This is a genomic window from Microvirga pudoricolor (assembly GCF_016892705.1).
GTDB lineage: Bacteria > Pseudomonadota > Alphaproteobacteria > Rhizobiales > Beijerinckiaceae > Microvirga > Microvirga pudoricolor.
Genome location: NZ_JAFEMB010000009.1, coordinates 22,743 through 36,753, shown reverse-complemented (window position 1 = coordinate 36,753; position 14,011 = coordinate 22,743). Strand labels below are relative to the sequence as shown.

Here is a 14,011-nt window from a genome sequence, read left to right as displayed (position 1 = left end):
CCCGACACTCCCTGTCCTCTCGTTGACTTTCCCGTCCGCGTGGTCACCATGTGGTCACCAAACGCACTTGGTGACCACCGATGCAGACCCGATTTTTGGACGGATTCGTTATGCCTGAAACTACCACTCGCCTGACCAAACGCGCGGTCGATCAAGCCCTGCCGGGACCCTCTCGGTACATTCTATGGGATAGCGACATTTCCGGCTTCGGAATTCGGATCGAAACATCAGGCAAGAAGACCTACATTGTTCGATATCGCCCCAAGGGGCTGGGCCGCACTGCTCCCAAACGCTTCATGACCATTGGCCGTCATGGCCATCTGACCCCTGATCAGGCCCGCGCCCAAGCCCAGAACATCCTTGGAGCGGTTGCTGTCGGCTCAGACCCGGCGGCCCAAGTGGCAGCTGCGAAGGCAGCGATGATCGTAAAGGATGCCATAGACCTGTACCTAAAGGAGCACGTCAATCCGAAGCGAAAGGAGAGAACGGCACTGGAATACACCTCGGCTCTCAAGCGGCATGTCATCCCTGAGATCGGCAATCGTCCAGCGGAGAAGGTCACGCGGGCCGACCTCCTGAAGCTTCATCACAAGATGAAGGACAGCCCTATTCAGGCCAACCGGACCCTTTCCATCGTCAGCAGTCTTTATACATTCCTTGGCAAACGTGAGATCGTCCCTGAAGGCTATAATCCGGTTAGGGGCATAGACAAGTACCCGGAGCAAGGACGTGAGCGATACCTGACCTCTGAGGAGCTTGGGAGGCTAGGAGCTGCCCTTATTGAAGCCGAAACCATCGGACTCCCGTGGCAGGTTGATGAGACTAAACCGAAGGCGAAACACCTTGCAGCCCCCGAGAACCGGCGCACTAAGCCGGAGCCCGCAGCCATTGCGGCTCTACGGCTTCTTCTCTTCACAGGTGCTCGCCTAAGGGAAATTCTACACCTGCGTTGGCAGGAAGTGGATCTCGAAAGAGGCATGGCATTTCTGCCTGATAGCAAAACGGGCCGGAAGCCACTGATGTTTAGCAATGTTGCTTTAGAGGTTCTTAAGAGCCTTCCCAAGAACAGCGTCTATGTCATAGAAGGGGCCAAGAAGGATCAGCCCCGTGCAGACCTCAAGAAGCCATGGGCTGCGATCCAGCTTCGGGCAAGTTTGGAAGGTGTGCGACTTCACGATCTACGTCACACCTTCGCATCCATAGGCACTGGAGCTAGCCTCGGCTTACCGATTGTCGGTAAGTTGCTCGGACATACACAGCCTCGAACGACAGCACGGTACGCTCATCTCGATGCTGATCCGCTTCGGAGAGCTGCAGATTTAATTTCAACGCAAATTTCGTCTGCTATGGAGAGAGCTTGATGTTGGCAAGGCCGGATCATGAGGGCACCTACCATCTGACAGGCTCACCGTGTAGGCCAAATGTACCTAGGTCATCTAGCCATTGAGCAATTGCGACTTTCTGCGCATTCGTAAATCTACATTTGTGCCCTGGACCCTTTTTGACCATGAAGCGAAGCTCGTCTGGTATTAATGGTGCCCTTTTACCGAAGTAAGAAAAACTTTTCCCGGCAAGGACACGATTGGTTCGACCTGTGTCTCGCTTTAGATTTCCGATACTCACCACACCATTAGGTTCACTATGGAAGGAGTCGAGTTGGCGGATTTTTCCACTTCCATCGGTATAGTAAATATTGTCTCCAAATTGTTGGGCCTTGCTCCCGTTGAGTATTGGGCGCTTGAGGCGAAATCGGGGATCTCTCCAATACTCATCAAAATTCATGATGTATTCGACTTTCATCCAATAAATAAGATGACCTGCAAGCTTTGCTCCAGAGGATCCCGTGCCAATGACAATATCACCTTCGACCGCCTTCTTCCTGATCTGCGGTTTACAATTAGCGAGTGTGCATATACCCCAGAATGGATTAGGCGCGAAACCCATATCATGTTCGACGACATAAGTATAAACTGACAACTCAGCACCTATTCCGAGTCATTGGTTGTTGAGGCCGCTGCTCTCCGCTTGCCCCCTCCCATATCGCCTCACCTTGCAAGGCTTCTTTTACCTTGGGAGAGTCTATGGCAACAGCCGCAGAACCGAATTTCTCAACTCCTAAAGGTAAGGCATCTGCTGGATGAAGCCATATCGACACAACACGTATACCAGCAGCCATAAGGGCTTGAATGTATTCTTGAAGAGACGACTGCTCCGATAGATCAATCGGCAGGCAAACTACGCCTATGTCAACTTGAGGGTTCAGAGCAGGCAGATTTTCTGGGAAACCAAAATGGGGACTGTAGCCATTCTGCGTCAACAAACCTGCAATCGCTTCTCGATCGGCATTTGATAGCTTTTCATTTAAAACATATGCTTTTGGCATCAACTTCTCCGAGAAACTTCGTCGCTAAAGGGTCTGCCGCTTCCCATTGCATTCACGCAGTGGAAAAGCTCGGCTCTAGTATTAAAGTTTCACAGCTTATAATGGCAAGTCCCTTGCACGCATAAGTTTAATTTTCTACATTCTCATGATAGAAGGTGGCGAATTCCGTATACGGGGCTAGTATGAGCGACTATTCGATGACGCTTGATGAATATCAGTCCTTAGCGGTCAAGACTGACAGAACTAACCTTGTAACTAGTAGATTGTCATTACCAATATTAGGTTTATTCGGCGAAACTGGAAGCTTACTTAGCGAAGTTAAGAAAAAGCAGCGAGACTCTCAATCTTATGATACATATGAGAATGGTGTTGTTGAAGAATTCGGCGACACACTATGGTATTTAGCAATTATTGCTCACCACGCCAACCTAAGGCTTTCTGATTTAGTTTCAGAGAACAACCGAACAGCAGCCCTTCATATTAGATTCGTCAATTTGCAGCCTCAGGCTGGCTTACCCTTATCAGCACCATCTACTGCATTTGAGCGCACACTACTAAAACTAGCGACTGCTGTGGGTAAGCTCGCTGGTAACGACATGGATGATTTTCAAAACAGCACACTATCGTTACGCGATATGCTTTCCGGCGTTCTCGATACCCTTATTGACGCCGCCAATGAGGCAGGTGTTACTCTCGAGGACGCAGCTATCCGAAATATTGAAAAGGCACAGGATAGATGGCCAACTAATAGAACGCCCCCACCCCTCTTTGACATCGATTTTCCGCAGGAAGAACAGCTTCCTCGTCAGCTTGAAATCGAGATATTTGAGCGAGAGTCAGCAGGTAAGATGTACGTGTACCAAAGATGCCGTGGCGTGAATATTGGCGACCGCTTAACAGACAATAATGTTGTCGAGGATTTTTATCGTTTCCATGATGTCTTCCATTATGCTTATGCAGCTGTCCTAGGCTGGTCGCCCGTTACTCGTGCATTGCTCAAGCTCAAACGCAAGAGCAAAACAAAAATCGATGATGGTGAGGATGGAGCGCGAGCCGGAATTATCGAAGAAGGCGTTGTCGCTTACGTATTTAGTAGAGCTAAGGAGCACAATTTTTTCGAGGGTAGAAATGAACTCGATTTTACAATGCTCAAAGTTGCAAGAAGCTTCGTCAAAGGTTTTGAAGCAGAGAACTGCCCGTTGTGGCTTTGGGAGGAGGCCATCCTCAAAGGCAATGCAGCTTTTCGCTTCTTGCAGATGAAACGCCGCGGGCTACTCGTTCTTGATCTAGACAAGCGAGATATGATTGTGCAGGAGCTTCCGCTATGAACCCTGCAACGTTTGTAGCCGATCTCGCTTCGCTGCGTTTCGCGAATGCGTTTAACCCATACTCAGATTTGTGCCCTGATTGCGATGCCGAAGACGCACCTGCTATTCGTCGAAGGAATCTTGAGGCCGTCTTAAGTGCAGCCTTGGAACGTGGTGTGCATTCTTTTTGGATTGCACGCGATCTTGGGTATAGAGGCGGAAGGCGCACAGGGCTTGCCCTTACTGACGAGGTGCATCTGCCCTCGCACACTGAACTCTTTGGCACTGCGCCTCTTGATCGAGCAACCAAAGGCCCACCAGTCGCAGAGAGAACGGCAACTGTAGTTTGGCGTATGTTAAAAGCTATTGAGCAGCCGGTGTTCCTTTGGAATGTCTTTCCGTTTCATCCGCATGCTCCCAACGAGCCTTTGACGAATAGATGTCACACATCCGCTGAACGTATAGCGTGCAAACCACTACTGAACAGTCTGATAGAGGCTCTCAGACCCAAGCGTGTCGTTGCAATTGGGCGGGATGCACAATCGGCACTGCTCGATCTCGATATTGAGGCGGTAGCGGTGCGCCATCCCAGCTATGGCGGGCAAACTGAATTCATAGAGAGTTTAGAAAGCCTTTATCATCTCAGATGCCAACCAGAGAACAGTCATCAACTTCATCTGATATGACTAACGAGGCGGTCATTCATAGGAATATAGACCTTAATCCCTAACTTATGTGTGTGTAAAAGCTTGGTTCCAAAGAACTAAACTCTTTGGGAAAACGTTGACTGGACGGTACGCGATATGCAGTCGGCATGGTATATTGTGGAACGTTGGCTTCTGTATGGATGGTTGCGGCGGGGTATAGGGCACCGATAGGCATAATATGGCATCTGCTCAGCAACTTATTGGGCTAGTTAAAAGCCATGCAGAGGGGGACGAATCTCGGTTCTTCGACCTTGCTATGCAGCTTGCCGCAGCTGAAGCTCAAAAGGGGCACACGCGACTTGCGGAGCAACTTCGGCAATGGGCGGAGGCAGGCCAGGCTCCTACAAAGGTTAGTCGTCCAAATTTTACCCCCATAACCGCCCCGCGTGGAGACCTCGCTGGCTTACTTAGCGCGAGCTATCCAACGACACGTCTAGCTGATGTGATCCTGCCTCTTCACTTGGAAGATGAGCTAGCGCACGTTGTTACCGAAACCCGGATGACAGAGCGGCTCGAAGAGAAGGGACTAAGGCCACGGCGTAGATTATTGCTTGCAGGTCCGCCTGGTACAGGCAAGACCTTAAGTGCCGCTGCGCTTGCGGGTGAACTCAAGTTTCCCCTTTTTACAGTTCTGCTACATGGTCTGATCACAAAATTCATGGGGGAGACGGCACAAAAGTTGCGGATGATTTTCGATGCCGTCCGAACAACGCGAGGTATTTATTTATTTGATGAGATCGATGCCCTTGCAGCGACACGTGGTTCGGAGAACGACATAGGGGAAGCCCGCCGCATACTTAATTCCTTTCTCCAATTTTTGGATGAGGATATGGGCCCATCTATCATCGTCGCTACAACCAACATTCCACAAATTCTTGATCGTGCTGTCCTTCGACGCTTTGATCTTGTTCTTTCCTATGAGATGCCTGCTGGGTCTGCCATCGAGAAAGCGATGCGGCGCCGCTTAACAGGCTTTGACATTAGGCAGGTTAACTGGCCGGAAGTTGCTCGATGCGCAGAAGGATTATCAACGGCTGATGTTATTGCAGCTGGTGAGGATGCGGCAAGGAGAGCAGTGCTAGGAGGCTCAAGCCTTATTGAGACCCTTGCACTAATTGCATCTCTTGAACGGCGCCGCTCACTACAAGGGATAGGGGTAGGTCTGAATGGCGCGGGATCGCCAACACTTCATAATAAACGGCTTGGGGCGGGACGAAAAGTTCAAACCAAAAGGGCAGCCCATAACAAGACATCCAAATGATGTTACTGACCGGGTTGCGCACGCTCAATCGCTTCTACGAGCACTTGATGGTCTCCCTGATATAAGGACAGCGGCACTACCAGGTGTCTACCTCGATATTGAAGGTAGACCCGGCGAGATTATGGCTACCAAAAGCCTCAACGTAAGTGGCATAACACTTCTTAAGGTCGCCTCTAGCGTCGAGGAAGGGCAGCCGACAAGAGCGACTGTATTTGCATCACCTGAAGGGTTGGACAAGCTACGACGAAAAATTGAAGATTTTGGGGAGAAGAACCGGCCGCAGAAGGATGGTAGCGAAGGCCGCCCATTCAATGCTGATCTTGTCCAGAGTATCGCCTCTATAGTCGAGGCAGGACTCCGTGCGCTATGGCGGAGTCCAAATCACAAATTTCCCGAAACAGCAGGCCCGGTTTCATGGGAAGTTTGGCTCGACAAAGAACACGCGAACACCTTCATTGCCCACGCAAGAGAATACGGTGTTGCAGTTAGTGATGACCGCTTAGAATTCCCGGAAGACACTGTCGTAATCGCAGCTGCAACGCGCGATGCGCTTGCTCTCGCGATCCGCCGTCTTGCAGGAGTTCGTGCTCTCGCCGCTCCTACCGTCACTGCTGACTACTTCGATGCTATGCCGGTTGAGGAGCAAGCTGAGTGGTTGGACGCATTAACTGCTTTGACAACATTCGACGGCGTCGGCGATTTCAACTATATAACTCTATTAGATAGAGGCGTTAGTCGCGCTCATCCGCTGATCTCTCCTGCACTCGACTCAGCTGATCGGCACGCCGCTGATCCAGCATGGGGCGTAGAAGATCAGGTTGGGCATGGGACACAATTGGCCGGTCTTTCACTTTATGGCGACTTGACGCTCACTCTTCAAACTAGATCCCCTATTCAAATTAGATACAGGCTTGAATCAGCAAAAATAATTCCAGATGCAGGGCAAAACCCTCACCACCTTTTAGGTGCAACCACGGGGGCAGGCATCAATGCCGCTGAAGCAATGGCAGATCGCCGTCGCACCTTCACTATGGCGAGCACGACTGAAGACGACACACCTCATGATGGAGCCCCAACGTCATGGTCAAGTGCACTCGACCAGTTAACAGCAGGCGTATCGGGTAATAAGAAAATCCAGCGACTCATGTTGGTATCTGCAGGAAACACCAACCAGAACCATTTTGGTAATGATAACTACCTGCCTGTTTGCGATCTTCCAGACCATGAGATCGAATCCCCTGCCCAAGCATGGAATGTCATCAGTGTAGGTGCCTATACGAGCAAGAATGTTATTCCACCCGATGAGCCCGGTACACCACTGGCACCTGTGGGCGACTTGGCTCCGTCCTCAAGAACAGCTAGCTGGTCTTCTCATTGGCCGATCAAGCCTGATGTTGTATTTGAGGGTGGGAATTGGGTGGTCAATGGTCTACCTCCGCCGATGAAACATCCGGCGCTATCGCTGCTTACAACTGACCATACATATCCGCAGCGTGCATTTACCACCTGCGGGGAGACCAGTGGCGCGACCGCCTTGGCTGCAAAAGCAATTACAGAGCTTTGGTCCGACTACCCAAACCTCTGGCCAGAAACGATCCGGGCGCTGTTTGTGTCGTCGGCACGCTGGACGGATCAAATGCGGAGCCATCTACCTAATAATCCAGGGAAAGGGCATTATGCACCGCTCTTTAAGCGTTACGGATTTGGCGTCCCTGATATGGCTCGCGCACGTAGAAGCGCATCAAATGCACTGACACTTATTGTACAAGATGCGATCACGCCCTTCCGCAAAAGCGGTAAATCAGGATTAGAGCACACTCATAATGAGATGAAGCTCTTCACACTTCCATGGCCTGTAGAGGAGTTACGAAAGCTCACAAACGCACCTGTCACACTGCGCGTCGCGTTGAGCACGTTCATTGCTCCTAATCCTTCTGAACCAGCACGCGGCTCTAAGTTCCGCTATGCCTCACATAATCTACGATTCAAGCTCAACCGCGCGAACGAGAGTGAGTCCGACTTCATAGCTAGAATTAGCAAGGTTGCGGACCAACCAGAAGCTCCGGTAATCGAGGAAAACGATGGCTGGATGTTCGGACGCAACCGCAGAGATGTTGGATCACTTCACATTGATGAGCTTACCTGTGCTGCATCGGATCTTGCTCGCCGCAATATCCTAGCTGTTCACCCCGTAAGCGGATGGTGGAAGTCTAAGTCGGTCCCTGATCCAGACACCCGCTCGGCCCGCTTCTCGTTGATCGTCGAAATCGACGCTGGCGAAGTAGAGGCAGACCTTTATTCAGAGGTTCAAGCGATAATTGAAAACCTCAACGTGGCCATGGTTGTCGCCTAAAATATTGCTTTGCAATTACTTCCAATGAAGTCGTGACACGTCACCTCAGGGTATACCCTGAGGTGACGTCACTTAGGGCACTGAATTTCATGTCACATCTGGGTTGACGGGCCTATTTGTGACACTGCTACGGTCGGGCCTAAACCCTGAGGTGACATATGGCCCGCATCGGTTACGCCCGCGTCAGCACCACCGACCAAGATCTTGATACACAGCTTGCGAAGCTCAAAGCTGAAGGCTGCGAGGTCATTCGCTCCGAGAAAGTGTCAGGGGCGAGCCGCGATGGCCGTACTGAACTAGCGACTATCCTCGACTTTCTCCGACCGGGCGATGAGCTTGTGGTCACTCGGCTTGATCGTCTCGGCAGGGACACACGGGATGTGCTCAACCTGATCCACGAATGCGAGCAGAAGGGCGCTTTCGTGACGGTGCTAGATCCCCATGTCTCAACCAGAGGCGAGATGGGTCATATAGTACTGACGGTTCTCGGCATGGTCGCTCAAATGGAGCGACGCTTCATCAAGGAGCGGCAACGCGACGGCATTGAGGAAGCCAAGGCCCATGGCTCCTATCGCGGCGGCAAGCGTCGATTGGATCACGATAAGATCTTGAGTCTGTATACGCAAGGCAAGGGCCCGACTGCCATCGCGCAGGCAATCGGATGCTCACGGATGCAGGTGTATCGAATACTGGAAAATGGTCAGGCGGGCAAAGCAACCGATAGTCGATGAGCAGAATGCCGCTCTTCGCGGCCCAAGCTAGAAAAATCGATCAAGTCGAAATTCCATCAGCTAGATGGCCAAGAAGTTCCAAAAACCAGTAGCAAGCGGACCTTTGTAATCTCTGCCTTACTTCTCATTTTGACCCAGAGGAGACCGTCTGAGCCCAAGCTTGTGATCGAGGCGATTCAGGCTACTCGTGGGAGCGGGCTGGATACCCATTCGGCTAGCCCGCCCTGCGCCTGACTTGCCCTACCCGGTTCAGTACCTCACGCGGAATGCCGTAGTCCTTCACTACAGCGTCCTAATTCCGGAGACCGCAGAGCTCCCGCTGGATCATGAAGGCCAAGACGAGATCGGCTGCATCGTCCAGCAAGGCACGGTGACGACGCTCCCGGTCAGGCTCGTGCGCTTCGGCATCGAAGACCCGCAACGCCGCCAGAGCCTGCTCGACCTGGCTGCTCAAGGTGCCGAGCGTACGCGCTTTCTGCTCCCTGAGTTCATAATCAAGCACGCTCCAGCCCGTCTCCGGCTGAAGGCCGGTCAACAAGCTCTGGGGAATGCGAACTGCCATCTCAGATCTCCGCAACGAGACGATGTGGAGGAGATGGGGCCGCAGCCCTCACGGGTGAACGCGACACCCTGACGCAAGCCCGCAGCGGCCACGTCCGGCGGCATCTGTCATGAGGCGATGTGGACGAGGAGGCCTTGCTGCCTGCCACGGAGCTGAACTTGGCGGGAGAATTGGAACCTCGTGAGCCACTCCGGATCTCCCGCGGCGCGGATGCAATCCTCCGAGGCGATAATCGAGCCGCCAATCTCGCGCGTCACCTCCTCGAGCCTGCTCGCCACATTCACGACGTCGCCCACGACGGTAAACTCCACGCGTTCCCTGCCGCCGAGATTGCCTACTGTCACCGGGCCGCAGTGAACTCCGACCGAGACACGCAGCGGATTGGCGCCACGGCCGGACCTTTTTCGGCTCCAGCGCTCGATCTCCTGCTGGAGTTCAAAGGCGCACGCGAGCGCGCGGGCCGGCGCGTCCGATTGCAAGCCGAGGGAGCCGAAGGTGGCCATGAAGCCGTCGCCAAGATACTTGTCGAGGGTGCCGCCATGCTTGAACACGATGGCGCTACTCCGCTCCTGAAAGCTCCTCAGCAAGGCGAACGTGCGCTCGGGCGAGAGTATCTCGGTGAGCTTGGTGAAGCCGACGATGTCCGCGAACACAATAGCCACCGTCCGTGTTGCCGGCTCTCCGAATGCCGTTTCTCCACGCTTGGTGAGTGCCTCGACCACGTCCGGAGAGACGTAGCGCGCTAGATCAGCGCGCATGACTTCGGCCTTGACCTGGTTCAGCAAGGTCCGCCGGCTGCGCCAGACGGCCAGTGTGATGAGCAGGGTGAATAGTGAGGTTGCAACAAGCTGAGTGTACCAGGCCGTCAGGCCGACGAAGGCAGGCTTGAAGGAAAGATCCAGGACTGCGGCTGACGTGAGCGTTCCCTCGGCAGCCGCATCGTTGATCCGCAGCGTGTCCGGCAGGGAGTAGATCGTAAAGACGCCAATCGACCAGATGACGAGGATCGACACACCCGTCCAGAGCACTCTCCTCGGGGAGTAGGTGAGTGCAGCCTCCCCGAGGAGAAGGAGAACGTAGAGGAATTCCTGCCCGCGCAGGCGGGTCTGGATGGGCCATTCTCCGCCGAGGCTCGCTGGCGGCGGGGCCAGGATCGCTGCCGTTACCAACGCTACGTCCAGGACGATGAAGCCCAGTTTGATTGTTTCGCCGTGACGATGGTGCCTCAGGCGGTACGGAATATAGCCCAGGAGGAAGAATCCGAAGGCGTAAGTGCCGTAATAGAGATCGCGTGGCCAAGGTACGAGCCAGACCAGCCAGATGGAGACGATAATGATCGCGGTCAGCCGAGCGTAGAAGGCGAACTGGAGACCTTCGAGTTCTGCCTGTCGAATGCTCGCCCGAAGACGAACCCGTGAGTTTCTGCGAGACCTAAGGGATCCAAGCCTCTCCAAGGTTCTGGACACGAAGCCGACCATCCGGGTTGCCAAGTCAGACATATGCTCGCTCTGATGATCTCAAAGGCTCTGGGTCTGAATTTAGTGGCAACGGCAATTGAGCTAGCCCCTATCGGATGCGCTCGATGCGCAGCGGGAACTTGCCGCGCACCCGCAGCGGCTCGAAGCTGCCGTCGAAGCGACCAAGTCGGATCAGGCCGTCCCAGCGGTAATCGGCGTAGAACATAGCGAGATTGCCCCAGGGCTTGAAGTAGCAGAGATCGCCCGGAAGCTCGTTACCGAAGGGGCCGCTGCCGTCCTCAGTGAGCTTACGCGGCAGATAGGCGATCTTCTCGTTGTTGCCGTAGTCGTCGATGGTAAGATCCAGGGGGAGTAGCGTGGCCAAGTCGCGGGCCGACGGGTTGTCGTAGAGCGTGGCCGTCATGGTTTGACCACCGAAGGTGAGCCTGATCTTCACATCGGTTGGCTTCTGGCTTGCCGGATCCCTGCCAGTCTGACCGTAGGCCAGATGCGGCACGGCAGCCGCAAGCGTGGCGCTGAGCATCGTGCGGCGGCTGATTGTCAATGGTCTCATCGCCATGGACATGCTCCGTATTATTGGCATAGGCCCCTCCTATATCAGCCTTTCTATCTGGGCTAACCTGTGGCTGCCAGCTCGGAGAACCAAATAATCCCCGAGCCGACGAAGGCTTCATGATGTTGGCTGTCAGGCGGCTAACGGCACTCTCAACCGAGGTCAGGCTGCCAGGGATGCGGTGTCGATCACGAAGCGATACTTCACGTCGCCCTTGAGCATTCGCTCGTAGGCTTCATTGATCCCGTCTGCTCGGATCAGCTCGATGTCGGCGACGATCCCGTGCTCGGCACAGAAATCCAGCATCTCCTGCGTCTCGGGAATGCCGCCGATCATCGAGCCGGCCAGGCTGCGGCGCTTCATGATCAGGCTGAACACCTCCGGCGACGGATGCGGCGTCGCAGGAGCGCCCACCAGCGTCATGGTGCCATCGCGCTTAAGCAGCACGAGGAAGGCATCCAAGTCATGTGGCGCCGCCACCGTGTTGAGGATGAAGTCGAGGCTCTTGATGTGTGCCGCCATCTCATCCGCATTGCGAGAGACGACGACTTCATAAGCGCCCAGTGCCTTGGCAGCCTCGCGCTTCGACTCGGAGGTGGTGAACGCCACCACGTGCGCGCCCATCGCGTTCGCGAGCTTGATGCCCATGTGACCCAAGCCGCCGATACCGACAACGCCCACCTTGTGGCCGGGGCCGACGTTCCAGTGGCGTAGCGGCGAGTATGTCGTGATGCCTGCACACAGCAGAGGCGCGACGGCAGCCAGTTGCTCCTCGGGGTGGCTGATGCGCAGCACGTAACGCTCATGTACCACGATCTGCTGCGAGTAGCCTCCCAGTGTGTGACCCGGCGCATCGGGTGTGGGGCCGTTGTAGGTGCCGACCATGTGGTCGCAATAGTTTTCCAACCCGTCGCTGCAATCGTCGCAGCGCTTGCAGCTATCGACGATGCACCCCACGCCGACGAGATCGTCGACCTGGTGGCTCGTCACATGCGCACCGACCGACGACACCCGGCCAACGATCTCGTGGCCCGGCACGCAAGGGTACAAGGTGCCCGCCCATTCAGAGCGCACCTGATGGATGTCTGAGTGGCACACGCCGCAGAAAACGATCTCGATGCGGACATCGTGCGGACCGACAGACCGACGGCTGATGTCCATCGGCTCCAGTGGCTTGTCGCCAGCATAGGCGCCAAAGGCTTTTACAGTCATGGAAACATACTTTCGTTGATGAGATAATTGGGCAGGTGTTTGAGAGGGGCAGCGAAGCCACCAAGGCATGTATTAAGCCGCCCTCATGATCCCCTCTCAATCGAACAAGACGCTATCGGGTGGCGTATTCCTCATCGGTCACCAGTTCCATCCAATCAGCGTTCTTGCCGTTCTGGATATAAGTGATCGCGATGTGACTCATGCCGTTGGTGTCGGTTGCGCCATGCCAGTGCTTGATCCCTGCCGGAATCCACACGACATCGCCCGGCTTGATCTCCTGGCGAGCCTGGCCTTCGCGCTGTACCCAGCCCTTGCCAGCCGTGACGATGAGCGTCTGACCCGCCGGATGGCTATGCCACGCGGTGCGGGCGCGCGGGGCGAAGGTCACGAGACCCGACGAAGCCGGGGTCTCGACGGAAGGCGGCGTGAGAAGATCGACTACCACCTGGCCTGAGAAGTTCTTCGGATCGGCAATCACCGACGGCGAGGAGCCACTCGGGAAAACCTGGATGTTCTGTGCATTGGCTGGCGCGCCACCGAGTGTGGCTGCGGTCATGGTGGCTGCAAGGAGTGTGTTCTTCACGTTGAATCCTTTCAGAAGACAGGAAAACGGGATGACGATGGTCACTTGGATCGGTTCTTGAAGACCTCCGCAGCGACCGGGCCGGCAGAGAACGCATTGGGCCAGCCCGCATAGAAGGCGATCTGCGTAACCACCTCACCGGCCTGTTCCTGCGTCAAGCCGTTGTCCAAGGCCCTGTTCAGGTGGCCCGCGAGCTGAGCCACCTGCCCATTCGCCATCAGCGACGTGATGGTCACGAGGCTGCGGTCACGCGGCGACAGGTCGGGGCGCAGCCACACGTCTTTGAAGAGTGGATCGGTAGTGTACTGGTCGAGGCCAGGAGCTGCGGCTCCGAGAAGGCGTTGCACGCTCGCGACCCGGGTCGCCTCCGCCTGCTCGTTCAGTGGCAGGAGTTGCGGCAATGCGGCTGGCAACTGATCCGGCCCGATTTTGCGCTCGGCGAAAATGTCCTTGGTGACGGCAACCGCCGCCATGGCGTTCGACCAGCCCGCGTAGAAGGCGAGGTGCGTGATGGCTTCGGAGAGTTCGCGCGGTGTCACGCCGCTGTCGAGGGCAAGGTTGATGTAGTGCGGTAGGTCCAGCGTCTGATTGCGTGCGATCAGAATGGCCACCGTCACGAGGCTGCGGTCGCGGCGGGAGAGTTGAGGACGCTGCCACAGGCCCGCAACGTCCTCCTTGGCATAGCGGCCGAGGGCTGGCGAGACGGACTGGATGTCAGCCATCGAGAGTGCGGAGATTGCGGCAAGAGGTGACGACATGGAAGCGGTTCCTTGGGCAAAGGCGGGGGTTGCCAATGCGAGGGAGAGTGTGGAGGCCAGCAACTTCATGGACGATGATCCTTTGCACATAGCTCGATGGGTGAAGGAGGCTGACGCGATGAT

General features: G+C 55.0%; 14 protein-coding genes. 6 read left to right on the top strand and 8 right to left on the bottom strand.

Translation table 11 applies throughout. From position 1 onward, the window contains the following. Nucleotides 1–80 precede the first annotated feature (80 nt). Nucleotides 81–1,361 (top strand): site-specific integrase, encoded by a 1,281-nt coding sequence (locus tag ILT42_RS21205; protein WP_204218000.1) that lies wholly within the window; start codon nt 81–83, stop codon nt 1,359–1,361. A gap of 28 nt (nt 1,362–1,389) precedes the next feature. Here ILT42_RS21205 and ILT42_RS21200 read toward each other — a convergent pair whose 3' ends face one another. Next, nucleotides 1,390–1,977 carry an Nmad2 family putative nucleotide modification protein gene (locus ILT42_RS21200; protein WP_267874495.1) on the bottom strand — a complete coding sequence of 196 codons (588 nt, stop codon included), beginning with the start codon at nt 1,975–1,977 and terminating at the stop codon, nt 1,390–1,392. A gap of 1 nt (nt 1,978) precedes the next feature. Beyond that, nucleotides 1,979–2,383, bottom strand: coding sequence for a hypothetical protein (locus tag ILT42_RS21195; protein ID WP_204217998.1), 405 nt, complete (start codon nt 2,381–2,383; stop codon nt 1,979–1,981). A gap of 182 nt (nt 2,384–2,565) precedes the next feature. Here ILT42_RS21195 and ILT42_RS21190 point away from each other — a divergent pair, with 182 nt between their 5' ends. The 5 genes from ILT42_RS21190 to ILT42_RS21170 all read left to right on the top strand — a co-directional run bounded on the left by ILT42_RS21190 (nt 2,566) and on the right by ILT42_RS21170 (nt 8,742). Further along, nucleotides 2,566–3,711 carry a nucleoside triphosphate pyrophosphohydrolase family protein gene (locus tag ILT42_RS21190; RefSeq protein WP_204217997.1) on the top strand — a complete coding sequence of 382 codons (1,146 nt, stop codon included), beginning with the start codon at nt 2,566–2,568 and terminating at the stop codon, nt 3,709–3,711. Continuing rightward, nucleotides 3,708–4,376, top strand: coding sequence for a uracil-DNA glycosylase (locus tag ILT42_RS21185; protein WP_204217996.1), 669 nt, complete (start codon nt 3,708–3,710; stop codon nt 4,374–4,376). The genes ILT42_RS21190 and ILT42_RS21185 overlap by 4 nt, the downstream gene beginning before the upstream one ends. 199 nt (nt 4,377–4,575) lie before the next feature. After that, on the top strand, nt 4,576–5,658 hold the full coding sequence (locus tag ILT42_RS21180; protein WP_204217995.1) for an AAA family ATPase: 1,083 nt from the start codon (nt 4,576–4,578) through the stop codon (nt 5,656–5,658). A gap of 121 nt (nt 5,659–5,779) precedes the next feature. Beyond that, nucleotides 5,780–8,011, top strand: a complete 2,232-nt coding sequence (locus ILT42_RS21175) for a S8 family peptidase (RefSeq protein WP_204217994.1) — start codon at nt 5,780–5,782, stop codon at nt 8,009–8,011. A 158-nt stretch (nt 8,012–8,169) separates the two neighbouring features. After that, nucleotides 8,170–8,742: a recombinase family protein gene (locus ILT42_RS21170; protein ID WP_204217993.1), complete on the top strand. Its 573-nt coding sequence runs from the start codon at nt 8,170–8,172 to the stop codon at nt 8,740–8,742. Between the two features lie 292 nt (nt 8,743–9,034). Here the strand turns inward: ILT42_RS21170 and ILT42_RS21165 are convergent, their stop codons facing one another. The 6 genes from ILT42_RS21165 to ILT42_RS21140 form a co-directional block, all read right to left on the bottom strand. After that, entirely contained in the window at nt 9,035–9,304 is a 270-nt protein-coding gene (locus ILT42_RS21165; protein WP_204217992.1) for a DUF6665 family protein, read from the bottom strand. A gap of 107 nt (nt 9,305–9,411) precedes the next feature. Beyond that, nucleotides 9,412–10,803, bottom strand: coding sequence for an adenylate/guanylate cyclase domain-containing protein (locus ILT42_RS21160; protein WP_204217991.1), 1,392 nt, complete (start codon nt 10,801–10,803; stop codon nt 9,412–9,414). Between the two features lie 67 nt (nt 10,804–10,870). Next, a complete protein-coding gene (locus ILT42_RS21155; protein ID WP_204217990.1) occupies nt 10,871–11,341 on the bottom strand; it encodes a cyclophilin-like fold protein in 471 nt (156 codons plus the stop codon). Nucleotides 11,342–11,497: 156 nt separating this feature from the next. Then, nucleotides 11,498–12,547 (bottom strand): NAD(P)-dependent alcohol dehydrogenase, encoded by a 1,050-nt coding sequence (locus ILT42_RS21150; protein WP_204217989.1) that lies wholly within the window; start codon nt 12,545–12,547, stop codon nt 11,498–11,500. Between the two features lie 112 nt (nt 12,548–12,659). Further along, nucleotides 12,660–13,130 (bottom strand): (R)-mandelonitrile lyase, encoded by a 471-nt coding sequence (locus ILT42_RS21145; RefSeq protein WP_407664651.1) that lies wholly within the window; start codon nt 13,128–13,130, stop codon nt 12,660–12,662. A 41-nt stretch (nt 13,131–13,171) separates the two neighbouring features. After that, nucleotides 13,172–13,957, bottom strand: coding sequence for a carboxymuconolactone decarboxylase family protein (locus tag ILT42_RS21140; RefSeq protein ID WP_204217987.1), 786 nt, complete (start codon nt 13,955–13,957; stop codon nt 13,172–13,174). Between the last annotated feature and the right edge of the window lie 54 nt (nt 13,958–14,011).

Coding starts and splice junctions, on each gene's coding strand:
- ILT42_RS21195 (WP_204217998.1), bottom strand. CDS start 2,383: ATGCCAAAAGCATATGTTTTAAATGAAAAGCTATCAAATGCCGATCGA.
- ILT42_RS21160 (WP_204217991.1), bottom strand. CDS start 10,803: ATGTCTGACTTGGCAACCCGGATGGTCGGCTTCGTGTCCAGAACCTTG.
- ILT42_RS21150 (WP_204217989.1), bottom strand. CDS start 12,547: ATGACTGTAAAAGCCTTTGGCGCCTATGCTGGCGACAAGCCACTGGAG.
- ILT42_RS21165 (WP_204217992.1), bottom strand. CDS start 9,304: ATGGCAGTTCGCATTCCCCAGAGCTTGTTGACCGGCCTTCAGCCGGAG.
- ILT42_RS21140 (WP_204217987.1), bottom strand. CDS start 13,957: ATGAAGTTGCTGGCCTCCACACTCTCCCTCGCATTGGCAACCCCCGCC.
- ILT42_RS21175 (WP_204217994.1), top strand. CDS start 5,780: ATGGCTACCAAAAGCCTCAACGTAAGTGGCATAACACTTCTTAAGGTC.
- ILT42_RS21180 (WP_204217995.1), top strand. CDS start 4,576: ATGGCATCTGCTCAGCAACTTATTGGGCTAGTTAAAAGCCATGCAGAG.
- ILT42_RS21170 (WP_204217993.1), top strand. CDS start 8,170: ATGGCCCGCATCGGTTACGCCCGCGTCAGCACCACCGACCAAGATCTT.
- ILT42_RS21155 (WP_204217990.1), bottom strand. CDS start 11,341: ATGGCGATGAGACCATTGACAATCAGCCGCCGCACGATGCTCAGCGCC.
- ILT42_RS21205 (WP_204218000.1), top strand. CDS start 81: ATGCAGACCCGATTTTTGGACGGATTCGTTATGCCTGAAACTACCACT.
- ILT42_RS21190 (WP_204217997.1), top strand. CDS start 2,566: ATGAGCGACTATTCGATGACGCTTGATGAATATCAGTCCTTAGCGGTC.
- ILT42_RS21185 (WP_204217996.1), top strand. CDS start 3,708: ATGAACCCTGCAACGTTTGTAGCCGATCTCGCTTCGCTGCGTTTCGCG.